Source organism: Aureispira sp. CCB-QB1, assembly GCF_000724545.1.
In the GTDB taxonomy this organism is placed as follows: domain Bacteria; phylum Bacteroidota; class Bacteroidia; order Chitinophagales; family Saprospiraceae; genus Aureispira.
Genome location: NZ_JHBV01000014.1, coordinates 125,097 through 141,063, shown reverse-complemented (window position 1 = coordinate 141,063; position 15,967 = coordinate 125,097). Strand labels below are relative to the sequence as shown.

Genomic DNA, 15,967 nt, shown 5'->3' with positions numbered 1-15,967 from the left:
AATAATAGTAGCAGCGAACCGAGCGCAACGAGCTCACGACCGCAGGGAGTAACAAAGCCAACTATTGTCAATAAGATTATAACGATTTAATATTATGATAAAAGATAAAAAAGAAACTGTACTCTATCAAATCAGTTACGAGCATTTTGGCACCATTGAGTTAGCCCCATTTGATATAACAACAGATGTTCCACTAATTCACCAATGGGTCAATCAAGAATATGCTTTTTTTTGGGGATTGCAAGATACAACCCTAGAGCAAGTAAAACTAGAGTACCAAAAGCTAATTCACCCAAAACATTACGATGTTTTTATGGGCTACTACAATGGAGTGCCAGCCTTTTTATTGGAACGATATGATCCTGAAAAAGACCTCATTTCCAACTACTATAGTCAGCGAATTGGTGACTGTGGCATCCATGTATTGGTGGCCCCCGCAGAACAACCGATTCCCAACTTTACATGGCATATTTTTGATGCCATCAGTCGCTTTATTTTTAGCAATCCAACTGTTGAACGCATTTTAGTAGAACCAGATATTCAAAACAAGAAGATGTTTGCCATTTGTGAGCGCATTGGCTTTGTTTTAGATCGAATTGTCAGTCTACCGCACAAAACAGCACAACTTGCTTTTTATGAAAAAAAAGATTTTATCATCAATCAAAAGACCCGTCGCATGATCAAACGAAGTGCTATGAATACGACCAATAATAATATTGTTTCACCACAACAAGCCATTGCACATATTCAACCACAAATATGGCAACAGGTCAATCGTCTATTAATCAAAAAAGCAATCTGTGAGTTTTCACACGAACGCCTAATTGAACCTGTAATTCAAGAAAGTTCAGAAGGTTGGAATACGTATACCTTAACAACAGATGATACTAGCATTGTCTATACTTTTAAGGCCAAGGAAATGGCCTTGAATCACTTGTACATAGCTTTAGATTCTATCACCAAAACCAAGACAGGAACCCCTATTTCATTAGATGCCCTTTTGTTTATCAAAGAGTTTAAAAATGCTTTAGGGATACAACAAAAGAATTTAGCCATTTATTTGGAGGAAATCACCAGCACTCTCTATAGCAGTGCCTATAAACACATCAAACAAAATCCTTGTGCCAAAGAATTGGTCTATGCTGATTTTCAAACAATCGAACAAGCCATGATGGAGGGACACCCTGGTTTTGTGGCCAACAATGGTCGTATTGGTTTTGATAGCGGTGATTATAGAGCTTATGCCCCTGAATCGGGCAATTCATTTTCTCTACTGTGGTTAGCAGGGCACAAAGATCGAACATTCTATGCGGGGACAAAGGATTTGCCTTACGAAACCCTAATTCAACAAGAATTGGATGCTGAAACACGTGCGATGTTTTCGAAAATGATAACAGACGATGGTTTTGCCCCTGAGGATTATTATTTCATTCCTATCCATCCTTGGCAATGGTTCAATAAATTATCCAATATATTTGCGCCCGAAATAGCTCAAGGCAAACTTATTTGTTTGGGTTATGGCAACGATCAGTATTTTGCGCAGCAGTCCATACGCACCTTATACAACAGTACACATCCTCATAAGTTTTACACCAAAACAGCCTTATCCATTCTCAATATGGGCTTTATGAGAGGGCTTCCAATGTATTATTTAGGAACAGCTCCTCAAATGGCAGTTTGGTTGGAAAATTTACTACATCAAGACAAATATATACAAGAAACTGGCTTTGAAATGCTCGGAGAAATTGCATCGGTTAGTTATATCAATCCTTATTATGAAGAATTGGGTCCTCACAATGATTATAACAAAATGCTGGCCTCTTTGTGGCGAGAAAGCCCAACTTCCAAACTTCAAGAAGGGCAACAAGTCATGACGATGGCAGCACTGCTGCACGTAGATCAAAATGGCGATGCTTTGCTGCCCGAACTTATCAAAGCTTCTGGCTTAACAACCGACCACTGGCTTCGAAAGTATCTCAAAGCCTACCTAAGTCCTCTCCTACATTGTTTCTATCAATATGACTTGGTCTTTATGCCACATGGTGAAAATTTAATTCTTGTGTTTGACAATCATATGCCTATCAAGGTCTTTTTGAAAGATATTACAGAAGAAGCCGTTATTTTAAATCCTAATATAGAGCTTCCCAAAGGATTAGAGCGGATGTATGCCCCTGTTGATGAAGATGTAAAACTACTCTCTATTTTCATTGACATCTTTGACGGCTTCTTCCGTTTTTTGGCACAGATTCTAGTAGAGCACGCCAACTATGACGAGCAACGATTTTGGGAATTGGTAGCCGAAAACATATTAGACTACCAAGCTAGATACCCCGAACTACAATCTAAGTTCGAGCAATACGATTTATTTGCACCTGATTTTCAATTATCTTGTTTAAATCGCCTCCAACTAAATAATGGCAAGCAAATGATTGATTTAGATGATCCGACGGCTCTGTTACAATTTGTTGGGCGCTTAAAAAATCCTATTGCAAATTACAACACAACAACAACTTCTTCCATCATCAACCAGGCTGCTTTATGAACCAAACACCGTTAAAAGAAACACATCCTATTTCCTTTCGACCATTTAGTGTCAAAAAAGACGCTGCTTGTTTATTGAAATGGGTCAACAATCCACATGCTCAATATTGGGGTATGTTAGATGCTACGGCAGAGGAGCTGATTACAACTTACACGCATTTGCTCAGTATCCCTGACTATAAGGTATATATTGGGGAGATACAGAATGAAGCTGCTTTCTTGATGGAATCTTACAACCCCAAAACGGATCCTATCGGGCAACATTACCCCGTTTTAGAAGGAGATTGCGGCATGCATGTATTGGTCAAACCTCCTCAACATCGAATTTCTGGTTTCACTTGGCATGTCTTTTCTAGCATTATGGATTTTTTATTTGAGCAAAACCATTGCAAACGCATTGTTGTCGAACCAGATGTCAATAATCACAAAATTCATCGCCTTAACAAACGAGCGGGTTTTGTCTACGACAAACAGGTCAACCTACCTGACAAAAAAGCTTTCTTAGCTTTCTGTACTTACGAGGCTTATCAGCAAAGTCGAGCTGAATGTATTGTCTATTAAGCAGTTTCTTAAACCATCAAAGATTTAAATATATTATCAATGACTTCATCTTACCATCATTCGATTATTCAACATCTAAATCCTGACAGTTGGGCTATTGTCAATCGAAAACAACTAAAAAAAGCAATGGCTGAATTAGCGCACGAAGGACTAATAAAGCCAACGTTAAGAAAGGATAGTAATACTTCATATATTGTCTACGCTGATGATCCTAATATTTATTATCAATTTGATGCTAAAATATTAGCGTTAGAACACTGGCACATCGACGAAGCGTCTCTTACCAAGATCAATTATGGTCAAAAAGAGACGCTAGACTTACTTGCTTTTGTTTTAGAATTTGAAATTCAATTGGGAATTACGGCAAGCGTCTGCCCTACCTACTTAGAAGAATTGACCAGCACACTTTCTAGTCAAGCATATAAATACTGTCATCAAAAAAATAACTCAAAAGCATTGGTTCAGACCGATTTTCAGACCATAGAGCAAGCAATGGTAGAAGGGCATCCTTGTTTTATAGCCAATAGTGGTCGCATAGGCTTTGATGGAAATGATTACGAAGCGTTTGCTCCAGAGGCAGCCAATCCTTTTACTTTAGTTTGGTTGGCAGGACATAAGACTCGCACTTGTTTTAGTGCTATTCAAGCCTTGAGTTACCAGCAACTTTTGGAACAAGAATTAGGACTTTCGATGATACAGGATTTTAATAAAAAAATAATCGAGTTGGGACAAAATCCTGATGATTTCATTTTCATTCCTGTACATCCTTGGCAATGGTTCAATAAGTTAGCGTTGGTTTTTGCCCCCGATTTAGCCCAAAAACGACTCTTATATTTAGGAACGTCTAAAGACAGCTATGTCGCTCAGCAATCTATTCGCACACTATATAATAAGGATAAGCCCAATCATTTTTATACCAAAACGGCTTTGTCTATTATTAATATGGGATTTATGAGAGGCTTGTCTCCTAATTATATGAAAAGCACCCCTGTCATTACAGACTGGATTAACCAATTATTAGAGCCTGATGCTTATTTGCAAGAATGTGGTTTTCTTATGTTGGGTGAAGTTGCTACCATCGGATATACCAATCATTTTTATGAAAAACTAGGCAACTCTTGCGCCCATAATAAGATGCTTTCTGCTTTATGGAGAGAAAGCCCTCTATCCAAAATAACGGCATCGCAACGAGTCATGACAATGGCGGCTTTGTTACATATAGATCATCAAGGAACAGCCTTTCTGCCAGAACTCATAAAAGCATCTGGTCATTCTATAGAAACATGGATAAAAGCCTATTTAAAAGCTTATTTTTCTACGCTATTGCATTGTTTTTTTAAGTATGAATTGGTCTTTATGCCTCATGGTGAAAATGTCATTCTCATTTTAGAAGACAATTTACCAACGGGTATTTTCATGAAAGATATTACAGAAGAAATTCTTCTTTACAACAAAGAATTGACACTTCCTAAAGCCGCTCAACGAGTGTTTGTCGAAACAACCGATGAAATGAAAATATTGTCGTTGTTTACCGATGTTTTTGATTGTTACTTTAGATTTATGAGCGCTATTCTTAATGAACAAACTCATTTTTCAGAAGATTCATTTTGGCAACTTGTAGCAGAATGTGTACACGACTACCAAAAACGCTTTCCAAGCTATGCAGAAAAATATCAACGCTACAATCTTTTTGTTCCTCAATTCAAAAAATGCTGCTTGAATCGCTTGCAAATCCGCAACAATCAACAGATGCTTGATTTGGAAGATCCCATGAATAGTTTGCAATTTGCGGGTATGCTTAACAATCCAATCGCTTGCTATGCCAATCAAGCATTGAGCTACTCTACCAATAATTATCCATCAAAAGAGCTAAATACGCTGTAAAGTAATTATCTAACAAAATGATGAATGAAAAAAATAAAGCTGCATTTTTAAGCGAAATCATTCGCACCCGAAAAAGTGTTTATGCCGATGATTTTTTAGCTAAAGAAATCCCTGATTCGATACTAACAGAATTAATCATCAATGCGACTTGGGCACCTAATTATAAATGTACGGAACCTTGGCGTTTTGTGGTCTTGAGAGGCAAGCATCGAAAAGCATTGGGCACTTTTTTACTAGACTATTATCAAAGAGAATGGCACGAGAAAGATTTCCCTCCTTCCCGATACGAACAGACACGCCACTATCCACAACATGCTACGATGGTCGCTATTATTATGCAACGTTCTTTAAAAGTAAACATTAAAGAATGGGAGGAACTCGCTGCTGTTGCTTGTGCCGTTCAAAACTTGTGGTTGTCCTGTACTGCTTATGACATAGGGGGCTATTGGGATAGCTCTGAAGCTGCTATTTTATATGGTGCTCAATTAGGTCTTAAAAAAAATGAACGGTGTTTGGGGCTTTTTTATATGGGATACTATTCTCCCAAACAAGCACCTCCCAAAAGAAGAAGAAAATTATTACGAAAAAAATTAAGTTGGTCAGAATAAACAATTGCTAAAGATTAGCTTCCCTCGTGAGCAACTCTTGGCGTTAACTAGATTATCGCTTATTAGCATCAATGAACCAAAATAAAATACAAATGAATCCAAATATTAATAATAGAAATAGAGTACTTGCCATCGACTTGGCAAGAGGAATCAGTGTCCTATTTGTTGTTGTTGTTCATACATTATGGATGTATGGAAATCCTTATACTCAAAGTAGCACTTGGCTTGGAACGAGTATTCATTTCATCGGAAAAGGTACTCCAATGTTCTTAATCGCCATGGGCTTCTCTTTTTGTCTATCTAAAAGACAGAGTACCCGTGCTATCATTCGTAGAGCCTTAGGGCTATTGGGATTTGGTTATGGAATGAATCTCTTTAAGTTTGTTGTTCCCTATTTCTTAGGTATTCTACCTACTGAATTTATAGCAGCCTATGGTTGGACAACTCCACTAGAGTTTGGGCAATTAACTTATCTATTATTAACGGGCGACATCTTGCAATTAGCAGGAATTTCGCTATTACTTTTGGTTGGGGTTCAAAAATTGGGCAATAACAAGTTTATTCCATTGGCAATAGGACTACTTCTACTAATCATTACCCCATTCGTACGAGGTATTCGTTTGGATATAATAGGTGTTGACTATTGCTTGGATCTACTTTGGGGAGGAGAATGGAATGTTTACTTTGCAGTATTTCCTTGGTTCTTTTTTATTTTAGCGGGCATGTTTTTTGGCAGGTGGTTCAAGGAAAAAAACAACCATCAAACGTTTATTTTTAGGCAAATGCTACTATATGGTCTGCTGTTTCTTCTTATTGGAGGAGGGTTAGTTTATAGCAATTTTAGCTACCACTTTAACGATTATTTTCATTTAGGACCAGGTGGTGCTATCTACTTATTAGGTTTTAATCTTGTTTTGCTGTTCATTGTTAACAAAATTGCAGGCTATTTTGCCCCTAATGTATTTTTTAATTTTTTGATCTATTCTAGCCAACGAGTTACGTTACTATATGTATTTCAATGGGTTATTATTTGTTTTGGAATGGGAATCTTGGGGTACCAACAACATGGTGTTGGCGTTGTTCTTGTCCTTATTCCTATCATCACCATTTTCACTTATTTTATTCATTTTTATTATGAAAAAATGCATAAAGTTTCTTTTAGAAAGAAGAAAAAAACACTTGGAATATCTGTTCGTTAACCTATCATTTTTTAAATTCAATTCGGCATTTTCCTCATTATTTTGAATTATGAAATTTCTACTCTATCTTTCGACAATGGTTTAAATAACGTTCCAAAAAGATAGAAATGAAATTTAAGTGCATCATTTTTGATTGTGATGGTGTTTTGGTTGACAGCGAAGCTACTTCAATAGGTGCGATTGTTGATTTGGCACAAGAAATGGGCTATTCTATGTCTCTAGAACAAGCTATTGGTGAATTTTCTGGTCAATCATTGCAATATTGTTTTGATTATATAGAAAAAGCTAGTGGTCAAAAGTTTCCTGCTAATATTGTCCATATTTATCGTGCTCGAACCTATGAAGCTTTTGAAAAGAGCCTACAACCCATCCCTGGAATTCATGCAGCTTTAGAACGCTTGACACTTCCTCGATGTGTTGCCTCTAATGCTCCTCAAGAGAAAATTCGATTGAATTTAGGGCTGTTAAAATTAACGCACTTTTTTCAAGATAATATTTTTAGCGCTTATGATATCCAGAAGTGGAAGCCTCAACCCGACCTATTTTTACATGCCGCAAAAACAATGGGTTTTGCGCCTCATGAATGTCTCATTGTTGAGGATAGTTTGGCGGGTGTTACTGCTGCCAAAACAGGTGGCTTCGAGGTGCTTGGCTATGCTTCTAAGCGTACAGCTAAACAGCTTGAGGAAGCAGGAGCCACTGTTTTTTATGATATGAATTTGCTTGATAACTATTTATAATAATCACATTACTTCCTAACAACCGATTAGTAGTAGCATTCGACAATAGTCCACTTAACCTCCTTGCGTTAAATTAGCTAGGTAGTTTATCCATAAATGGGCTAATACAGAATTGAATAATGACTGGACAAACTCATATGAAAATAGGATTTGATGCCAAACGACTTTTTTGCAATTTTACAGGGTTGGGCAATTACAGTCGCACGCTAGTATCTAATTTAGCGACCTTTCACCCAGAGCATCAATACTATTTATACAGCCCTAAAATTAACCATGATGCTCGAACAACTCCCTTTTTAAATTCCAAGCACTACCACTCTTTTGCCCCCAAAACTTCGTTTAAAAGTTGGTGGCGTACCTTTTCAATCCCCAAACAACTACAAGCAGATTCTATTGAACTATACCACGGTCTTAGCCACGAATTGCCCATTGGCATTCAACGCAGCGGTATAAAAAGCATCGTCACCATTCACGATCTAATTTTCAAAGTTTATCCCCAAACGTACTCTTTTTTTGATCGACAAATATATGATAGAAAATTTAGGTACAGTTGTCAGCAAGCAGATCGAATTATAGCTATTAGCGAACATACAAAACGAGATATTGTACAATATTATAAGATAGCTCCTGAAAAAATAGAAGTTATCTATCAAGCTTGCCATCCTATCTATTACACCTTAAATGATTCTACTTCTATAGAAGCCTTGCTAAAAAAATATAGATTGCCCGAACGATATGTTTTGTCTGTGGGAACCATTCAAGAGCGTAAGAATTTAAAGTTGCTAATTCAGGCTTACCAATATTTGCCTTCCGACCAACAGTTGCCTATTGTAGTCGTTGGACAGGGAGGGCAGTATAAAAAAGAAGTTCAAACGCTGATTAAAGCAATGCAGTTAGAGAAAAAAATCATCTGGATAACGGACTTGGCATCCAATGAAGTATTGCAAGCACTCTACCAAAAAGCAACACTCCTTGTCTACCCTTCTTTTTATGAAGGCTTTGGCTTGCCTGTTGTTGAGGCTTTATTAAGTAAAACTCCTGTTATTACAGCAAACACCTCTGCCCTAACAGAAGCTGGAGGTCCACATTCTTTGTACGTATCTCCAACCGATGAACAAGGTCTTGCCCAAGCCATTCAACAAGTGTTGAAGCACCCCACCTTAGCACAAACAATGTGCAACAAAGGATACGAGTATGCCCAACAATTATTTCATCCTCAAAAGCTCAGTCAACAATTAATCACCTGTTACCAACAATTAATACTCCGTTAAACAATCAACAGAGTAGTGATTGGAAAGAGACCTCAACTTAAGATATATGCCAACACTACTGGCCCATAATTCGATTATAACCACTGAAATATATACTCATATTTTTAAACATTTTTTTCAACAAAAATTGCTGGCTCTTTAGACTTTTTAATAATCGTTTTAAAATAAAAACCATGAGAGAACCTGAAATCATTTTTAATGTAGACGATGTAAAAATGGGTACAGTGGAATTAGGAGTTTCATACATAAACTCTTTTTAAATTGAATTATTATTACTACTTTAGGGTAATAAGTAATCGTTCAGAAAAAATTCTATAAAAACAACCTTCTTTTTGCACTACTCTTCATCGGAAAAATTTGTTTTAGCTCGCTACCACGCAGTAGCACCGCAGGTAAAACCGCACCTTTCCTCTTCGATTAGCACTAAAAATAAGGCTATTTTTTACCTATAATTTTTTATGCCCACTTACTTAATTCAATTTAAAAAGAGTTTATGTATGACTAAAGAAGAACTTAAAAAAGTAAATATTGAACTTGTTAAAATACAAAAGGAATATACTAAATATCTTAATCTTTTCAAAGAAGATGGAGCTATAACATCTGAAGAAAAAGAGACTCTTAGGAGGATTAAAAATAAAATTAAAATATTAAAAGCTTATTATTCAGAAAAAATAAATGAAATTTCTAAAATAGATGACCCAATAGTAAAGCAAATTAATTACGAACTTTATCTATCTCTTGAAACATTTATCTATGTTAAAGTTTGGGATTTAAATAAAGGTAAAGAGAAACCTTATTTTACTAAAAAGATTGAATTAGAATCTGAATCAGATTTTCCTACTATAGAGATTCCCTCCTACAGCGAAGTTGAAATTAGTACTTGGGCAAAAGCTTCATTTATAGATGCAAACATATTTGCTGATCCTTATGTAGAAATTTTACAAAAAGATTATTTTGCATTAATTAAAGTTGATAAAAAGGGAAATTACTCCTTAATAGATACTAATGAAAAAACAAATATTCATAATAGTAAAGTTTTAAGTGATTATGATGTTTCTCTTAATATCGAATATATAAAAAATGGGCAACAAATTAGAGTACATGCTGATGGTTTTGCAACTGGTAAAGTAGTTGAAAAAGAATATAAAAACTGGGATACAAAAACAATAAAAGAAAAAGCAGAATTTAAAGATAAAGTCTTAAAATCTATAGCTCCTACCCTTAAACTAAAAGCTCTTAAGTATATTGCACCACCACCAGTCTCAAAAGAGCTAATTTTTGAATCAGAAAATCAAGCAATTCTCTCTTGTGACCAACTAAGGGTTCTTCATAAATGGTGGGATTCATTACAACAAGAACTCAAAAACAAAGTAGAAAATAGAGAAGCATATATAAAAGTTATTGGCTATACTACTACTACAGGAAATGACCGATATAATGACAAATTAGGTGAGCAGCGGGCATTAGATGTCAAAAAACTACTAGATACTATTATTGGTAAGAAATCAGAAACTGAAGGAGTTGCTGATATCCGATATTCCTCTAAAGGAGAAATATCGGATGATCCAGACAGATATGTAAAAATACTTGTAATTGTTAGATAAAACAAATGAAAAAAATACTACCTATAATAACTATTATATTGATCTTTCTCTATTCTTGCAAGAATAATCATTCCCCCAACTTAAATGAAAAAAAAAATGGGGAATATCATGATATTGAAAGTATCATAAATAAAAGAATTATGGAATATACTTTAAATCTTAAATATGATTCATCTTCTCAAGTAAAATTGAATAATGATAATTACAGAACAATTGCCAAATGGCTTGATAAATTTGAAACAGATTCCATCCTTAAAATTGTCCCTATTGATGAATTAGAAGACCTGTTCATATTTCAGATTGAAGCAAGTGTAAATCAAAAAATTTCAAAACATACTTGTAAAGAAAGGATGGAGAATATTCAAGACATTATAGATACTAGATTAGGGAAAAAACAATTCAACATTAGTGTCTACAAAACATTAAAAAGCTATAAGCCAACATCTAAAGATAAGAACGAAATTCAAATAAGAATAAATAAGCTCTTGTTATAAAAAACTCTACCTAACAACAAGCGATCAAAATTAAGTGGGTCCATGAGCTCTCACTAATTTTACCCTGTTGCTGCACTGCTCCTCGAGTACAATTGGCAAAATACTCCCTATGTAGTAAGTGGGCATAAAAAATTATAGTTAAAAAATAGCCTTATTTTTAGTACTAATCGAAGAGGAAAAGTGTGGCTTTACCTGCGGTGCTACTTCGTGGTTTATAGAATTTTTTCTGAACGATTACTTAATTTTAATAAATTAACACTTATTCATCCATTGTTCTAGAAGGCTCTTTAGAACTAAAGCTTGGGGACTTTGTTTAGCACCACAAAATCTATGATTTTTCTTTGGGATTAGTTACATTCATAGCGCATAATTTGTGGCACACTGCCGTGTCCCCTAAATAATGGATAATACATCGATTATTCATTAAGAATTCTAAGCTTATTTTTTCTAAAAAAAACTGAAAATAATATATTTGTCCCAACATAAGTAAAAAGTATGTTGTCAACCAAATTGTTCATTTGTTCATGCATTCTAGGGTAACTAATCGCAGCATAATTACAGACATGTAAGTATAACGAGCCAAGCATTCAAATTTTAGAACTAGGTTATCCAAGAATTTTTTTATTGTTCAGGAGATGAGTCAACAGATTCCCCATATTTTTGTCGCTCACAGCAAATTGCATGGGCGAGGTGTTTTTACAGGTGCACCAATTAGCTCTGGTAGTATTATAGAAATTTGTCCTATCCTATACCTCCCTAAAGAAGATATTCCAGCTTTGCAAGGGACCATTATCAACGATTATTATTTTGAATGGGACGAGGATTTACAAGCAGGAGCACTTGCTTTGGGCTATGGCAGCATTTACAATCATTCTTTTACCTGTAATGCTACCTATCAAGTTGATATGGATGCGGATGTTCTTTATATCCACGCCTTGAGAGACATTGTTGCTGGCGAAGAAATTACGATTAACTATAATGGCAATCCAGAAGATGACTCTCCGCTTTGGTTCGACACCAAATAGCAAAAAAGATGCGCTGATTTAAGTACCATCCAATCAACGCATCATAAATAAATACACCACTAAATTTGAATTCATAAGAACAGGAATACTACTAAAAGAAAAGCATCCAGCCCTCTTAAAATCTTATCTTGCACATAGAATCATCTATCCAAACACTTTATTTTAGTTACTAGTCGTTCCTAGTTTTACATCCCCCTAAAGTGGTGTCAAAAAATAAGTAAGCTATCTAATTATCCTGTAGTAACCTATTATGGTCTTGTCACTGTTCCACTAGGATTAGTAGTATTGTTATTATTCATATTATAAGACGTACCATTCGTCGCATTAGCGGGTACTGTTGCAACCAACGGTTTTAGTAAAAATGGCTTCTCACTATTGTCTGGAAATGGTTCTACAGAAATAACAACATTAGCATTCGACAAATCCAAAGGAAAAGTAATTCCAGAAGGAGCATTGGTTAAAAAGTCCTCGCCAGGAAAAGCTGGTCCTGCATTAGGACCACTGTAAGGTGCAGCATCATCTGCTCCTGAAACATTGGTAAATGTTCCTGTACTCAAAGGCATTCCATTAACAACAGCCCATCCTTCGTATCTCCATCCACTGGGTAGCGTCGGTAACGTTAAGCTGGGTGTTCCTCCTGGTACCAACCACCAAACGCCACTATTCTCGTTATTAGACAAAGCATCTGTTGGAGTAGCTAAAATATAAGAACCTGCTGCTGTAGAAAAATCACTTCCCAATGCAGCACCATCTCCAACTGAAAGCGTTGCGGTATTGTTGCTAAAATCTCCTGCCAGAATTTTGACAGCACTAGGTGCAGGATCACTATCGACACTAGGTTCTATCGATAAGACAAATTTTGTTGCATTGTCCAAATCACTAATATCTGCTTCAAAACTTGTTTGAGATAAAACTCCTGTATTATTAACGGTAAAAGTCCCTGTAGAAACTGGAGTTCCATTGACAATTAACCAACCTTCGTACACATAATCATTTCCTAAATCTTCTAGCCCTGCGATAGAGACTGTAAAGTTATTGGTTGTAATTGGTGTTTCTTGACATCCTGTTAAAATAAACAATCCACTGACTAAGGCAATCAATAAAAAATTTGTTATTCTCATCTTTTGTACTTTTTACTAAATGTATCACCACATTGGCACTTACAGCAAATCTTCCTCAAATAGATTTTAATGACACATTCATAGTTATAGAAATAATTGGTTATCAATTTGGCTAAAAACAATTGCCAAGCTGATAAAACAAAGATGAGGCAAATACCTAGTCGATAAATAGGTCAGAATTCCTTTACTTTTAACGATTTTTCCCTTATCGCACTTTTGAGTCGTCCAATTTTCTTATCTCAAATTATATATTGAAGCGTATGTTGTATTTGTGATCAATTTTCTATTGGATAAGACGATCGATTCCATACTTATTTTGTACTTTAGAAAAGGTCTTTCAACTTAAATTTCATAATATGCTGTCATCAAAAGTCACCATAGTTGTTCTTTTTTGTTATATCTATATGCTTAACGGGCTTTCTTTTCTGCAAGCCCAAACTATTCTAACAGTTGGATTGAGCAAGTACACCACAGAACTTCGTTCTATTATTGAAGAGAGCGGATACGTACCGCAGAATGTTTCTTATTCGGATATTTCGGCTCAATCTTTAGAAAATAAAACAGCACTTACCCTTTTTAACCTTCGACAAACGTGGAATCAAGAGCAACTTTTTTCTCAAAGTCAAGTAGAGGCTATTTTAACCTTTGTTCGAGAAGGTGGGACACTTTATTTAACTAGCAGAAAAGGTTATGACAACCTACTGACACCACTTGGTATAGAAGTTATTGGAGTTGATGGCGATCAAACTGGACGAGAATGGCCATTGATTGAAACTGCTATTACCTCTTTTGTAGCACACCCTTTAACCAAGCAACTAAGTAGCATTCAAACCGATGTTAGTGGTCGTTTTTTTAGTAGCTCAGCTTGGAATGTATTGGGTTATTCTTCTAATAGAATTCCTTTACTAGCAGTAAGAAAATGGGGATTAGGCAAAGTTATATTAGGCTCTGGTGAGCGTATTTTTAGAGATCCTCGTATAACAAGCAATCGTTACGAGACAGATATTTTTCAAAGTAGCAATCGCCAATATCACCTTAATTTATTTGCTTATCTGTCGCAAGATCTAGTCCCTACCTCATCTGATACGCCACTAGGCTCACAAGGCAAAATCCACCTATTCCCCAACCTTACAACAGGCATAGTCTATGTTCAAGGACGCGATATGCATACAATCGAAATTATTGCAACAACGGGGCAAATACTACGAACCATTCCTGTGTCCCAAAACCAACTTCAAATAAACTTACATTCCTTGCCTAAAGGGTTTTACTGGACAAGAATTCATACGGCAACACATACAGTTAGCAAAAAAATTACATTAAAATAATCTTATACAAAATATAATATTCTATAGAATTAAAAAATAAACAAATTTTATAGCATACTTATTTTTATTTTTTAAATAAAAAGTTATTTTTGTTATGCAACAAGTCGGAAGTATGAAGTAATCGTTCAAAAAAATTATCGGAACTACAACGTAGTTAATACCACTACATAAACTTCTTCAGGTGCTAGACCTAAGGAAGCCCAACGAACTACTGTACTTTCGTAGTAACTTTTAAATACTTTCTCCCTCGTTTTTTGATATAGACTTAAGTATCAATCACTAATGGTACTTCGTCCAATAACATATCTTAAATCATAAATGATCATTTACATTAAGTTGGCTATCCTTCATAAATATCTATTGAAATAGAATCTATAAAATCACACAAACATTAGTTCTATTTAATTCTGTGCTTATTTACTATTTTGTAATATAATTATTACAGATAAGTATTGTATATATCATTAACACTTAAAACTTTTAAACTATGGATCCTTTTATTGGAGAGATTATTATGTTTGGCGGTAATTTTGCCCCTAGAGGTTGGGCTTTTTGCGATGGTCAGCTATTACCTATTGCTCAAAATTCTGCTTTATTTTCTATTTTAGGAACTACTTATGGTGGTGACGGTCGAACTACTTTTGCACTACCTGACCTACGTGGTCGTGTTGCCATTCACCCTGGGAATGGTCCAGGTCTAAGTGACTACCGTTTGGGGCAAAAAGGAGGAACAGAGACTGTAACGTTAACAACGAATCAAATTCCCTCCCACAATCACATGATTAATGTAAACAACAGTGCAGGAACAACCAACGATCCTACCAACCACTTTTTAGCCAACACGGGTGCCTTTGATTCGGAATATGGAACAACAGCCAACACCATCATGAACAGCAATGCCCTAGGACACACTGGAGGGGGACAATCGCATACGAATATACAACCTTACTGCTGTGTCAATTTTATTATTGCTTTGCAAGGGGTATTCCCATCTAGAAGCTAACAATAGTTATTCCTATCCAATTTTCAAATAACCTAAACTAAAAAAATATGAATCCATTTATTGCTGAAATCATTATGTTTGGTGGTAATTTTGCCCCTAGAGGTTGGGCGCTTTGTGATGGTCAATTGTTAGCAATTAACAGCCATTCTGCCTTATTTTCTATTTTAGGGACTACCTATGGAGGTGATGGCCGAACTACTTTTGCACTACCTGACTTGCGTGGTCGTGTTGCAATTAACCCTCGACAAGGACCAGGCTTGAGCAACTATCGCTTAGGTCAAAAAGGAGGTACCGAAGATGTAACCTTGACAATCAACCAAATTCCATCTCATAATCATACTATTAATGCAACAAGTGTTGTTGGAACAACAAATGATCCTACCAACAACTTTTTAGCCAATACAGGTAGTTTTGATAACGAGTATGGAACAAGCGCCAATACAACATTAAATCCGCTTGCCGCAAGCAATACCGGTGGTAGCCAATCCCATAACAATATACAACCTTTCTGTTGTGTCAACTACATTATTGCTCTTGAAGGTGTTTATCCATCTAGAAATTAAAAAGTTATAAAAATAGTTCATTTCT

The 15,967-nt window shown here is 35.7% G+C and carries 14 protein-coding genes; 13 read left to right on the top strand and 1 reads right to left on the bottom strand.

The window, feature by feature from the left end; genetic code table 11:
- Positions 1 to 94: 94 nt before the first annotated feature.
- The 10 genes from CG11_RS05615 to CG11_RS05570 all read left to right on the top strand — a co-directional run bounded on the left by CG11_RS05615 (position 95) and on the right by CG11_RS05570 (position 11,927).
- Positions 95 to 2,542, top strand: a complete 2,448-nt coding sequence (locus CG11_RS05615; protein ID WP_052593986.1) for a GNAT family N-acetyltransferase — start codon at positions 95 to 97, stop codon at positions 2,540 to 2,542.
- Positions 2,539 to 3,102 (top strand): GNAT family N-acetyltransferase, encoded by a 564-nt coding sequence (locus CG11_RS30360; protein ID WP_052593984.1) that lies wholly within the window; start codon positions 2,539 to 2,541, stop codon positions 3,100 to 3,102. The genes CG11_RS05615 and CG11_RS30360 overlap by 4 nt, the downstream gene beginning before the upstream one ends.
- A 39-nt stretch (positions 3,103 to 3,141) precedes the next feature.
- Entirely contained in the window at positions 3,142 to 4,986 is a 1,845-nt protein-coding gene (locus CG11_RS05605; protein ID WP_197043783.1) for an IucA/IucC family siderophore biosynthesis protein, read from the top strand.
- A gap of 17 nt (positions 4,987 to 5,003) precedes the next feature.
- On the top strand, positions 5,004 to 5,594 hold the full coding sequence (locus CG11_RS05600) for a nitroreductase (RefSeq protein ID WP_063833021.1): 591 nt from the start codon (positions 5,004 to 5,006) through the stop codon (positions 5,592 to 5,594).
- Between the two features lie 92 nt (positions 5,595 to 5,686).
- Positions 5,687 to 6,793: a heparan-alpha-glucosaminide N-acetyltransferase domain-containing protein gene (locus CG11_RS05595; RefSeq protein WP_052593980.1), complete on the top strand. Its 1,107-nt coding sequence runs from the start codon at positions 5,687 to 5,689 to the stop codon at positions 6,791 to 6,793.
- 107 nt (positions 6,794 to 6,900) lie between these two features.
- Positions 6,901 to 7,533 (top strand): HAD family hydrolase, encoded by a 633-nt coding sequence (locus CG11_RS05590; protein ID WP_052593978.1) that lies wholly within the window; start codon positions 6,901 to 6,903, stop codon positions 7,531 to 7,533.
- Positions 7,534 to 7,670: 137 nt separating this feature from the next.
- Positions 7,671 to 8,804, top strand: coding sequence for a glycosyltransferase family 1 protein (locus CG11_RS05585; protein WP_052594224.1), 1,134 nt, complete (start codon positions 7,671 to 7,673; stop codon positions 8,802 to 8,804).
- 497 nt (positions 8,805 to 9,301) lie between these two features.
- On the top strand, positions 9,302 to 10,408 hold the full coding sequence (locus CG11_RS05580; protein ID WP_052593976.1) for an OmpA family protein: 1,107 nt from the start codon (positions 9,302 to 9,304) through the stop codon (positions 10,406 to 10,408).
- A gap of 5 nt (positions 10,409 to 10,413) precedes the next feature.
- Positions 10,414 to 10,902 (top strand): hypothetical protein, encoded by a 489-nt coding sequence (locus CG11_RS05575; protein WP_052593974.1) that lies wholly within the window; start codon positions 10,414 to 10,416, stop codon positions 10,900 to 10,902.
- A 635-nt stretch (positions 10,903 to 11,537) separates the two neighbouring features.
- Positions 11,538 to 11,927, top strand: a complete 390-nt coding sequence (locus CG11_RS05570) for an SET domain-containing protein (RefSeq protein WP_052593972.1) — start codon at positions 11,538 to 11,540, stop codon at positions 11,925 to 11,927.
- 248 nt (positions 11,928 to 12,175) lie between these two features.
- Here CG11_RS05570 and CG11_RS05565 read toward each other — a convergent pair whose 3' ends face one another.
- Complete coding sequence (locus CG11_RS05565) at positions 12,176 to 13,048, bottom strand: anti-sigma factor (protein ID WP_052593970.1); 873 nt, start codon at positions 13,046 to 13,048, stop codon at positions 12,176 to 12,178.
- A gap of 356 nt (positions 13,049 to 13,404) precedes the next feature.
- Between CG11_RS05565 and CG11_RS05560 the strand changes: the two genes are divergently transcribed.
- From CG11_RS05560 to CG11_RS05550, 3 genes are all read left to right on the top strand, one after another.
- Positions 13,405 to 14,376: a T9SS type A sorting domain-containing protein gene (locus CG11_RS05560; protein WP_081909473.1), complete on the top strand. Its 972-nt coding sequence runs from the start codon at positions 13,405 to 13,407 to the stop codon at positions 14,374 to 14,376.
- 487 nt (positions 14,377 to 14,863) lie between these two features.
- The gene (locus CG11_RS05555) at positions 14,864 to 15,379 is read left to right on the top strand and encodes a phage tail protein (RefSeq protein ID WP_052593968.1); all 516 of its coding nucleotides are present in this window, start codon (positions 14,864 to 14,866) and stop codon (positions 15,377 to 15,379) included.
- Between the two features lie 47 nt (positions 15,380 to 15,426).
- Positions 15,427 to 15,942, top strand: coding sequence for a phage tail protein (locus CG11_RS05550; RefSeq protein WP_052593967.1), 516 nt, complete (start codon positions 15,427 to 15,429; stop codon positions 15,940 to 15,942).
- Positions 15,943 to 15,967: the final 25 nt, after the last annotated feature.

Excerpts from the sequence above, each read along its gene's own strand:
- CG11_RS05615 (WP_052593986.1), top strand. The coding sequence starts at position 95 with ATGATAAAAGATAAAAAAGAAACTGTACTCTATCAAATCAGTTACGAG.
- CG11_RS30360 (WP_052593984.1), top strand. The coding sequence starts at position 2,539 with ATGAACCAAACACCGTTAAAAGAAACACATCCTATTTCCTTTCGACCA.
- CG11_RS05605 (WP_197043783.1), top strand. The coding sequence starts at position 3,142 with ATGACTTCATCTTACCATCATTCGATTATTCAACATCTAAATCCTGAC.
- CG11_RS05600 (WP_063833021.1), top strand. The coding sequence starts at position 5,004 with ATGATGAATGAAAAAAATAAAGCTGCATTTTTAAGCGAAATCATTCGC.
- CG11_RS05595 (WP_052593980.1), top strand. The coding sequence starts at position 5,687 with ATGAATCCAAATATTAATAATAGAAATAGAGTACTTGCCATCGACTTG.
- CG11_RS05590 (WP_052593978.1), top strand. The coding sequence starts at position 6,901 with ATGAAATTTAAGTGCATCATTTTTGATTGTGATGGTGTTTTGGTTGAC.
- CG11_RS05585 (WP_052594224.1), top strand. The coding sequence starts at position 7,671 with ATGAAAATAGGATTTGATGCCAAACGACTTTTTTGCAATTTTACAGGG.
- CG11_RS05580 (WP_052593976.1), top strand. The coding sequence starts at position 9,302 with ATGACTAAAGAAGAACTTAAAAAAGTAAATATTGAACTTGTTAAAATA.
- CG11_RS05575 (WP_052593974.1), top strand. The coding sequence starts at position 10,414 with ATGAAAAAAATACTACCTATAATAACTATTATATTGATCTTTCTCTAT.
- CG11_RS05570 (WP_052593972.1), top strand. The coding sequence starts at position 11,538 with ATGAGTCAACAGATTCCCCATATTTTTGTCGCTCACAGCAAATTGCAT.
- CG11_RS05565 (WP_052593970.1), bottom strand. The coding sequence starts at position 13,048 with ATGAGAATAACAAATTTTTTATTGATTGCCTTAGTCAGTGGATTGTTT.
- CG11_RS05560 (WP_081909473.1), top strand. The coding sequence starts at position 13,405 with ATGCTGTCATCAAAAGTCACCATAGTTGTTCTTTTTTGTTATATCTAT.
- CG11_RS05555 (WP_052593968.1), top strand. The coding sequence starts at position 14,864 with ATGGATCCTTTTATTGGAGAGATTATTATGTTTGGCGGTAATTTTGCC.
- CG11_RS05550 (WP_052593967.1), top strand. The coding sequence starts at position 15,427 with ATGAATCCATTTATTGCTGAAATCATTATGTTTGGTGGTAATTTTGCC.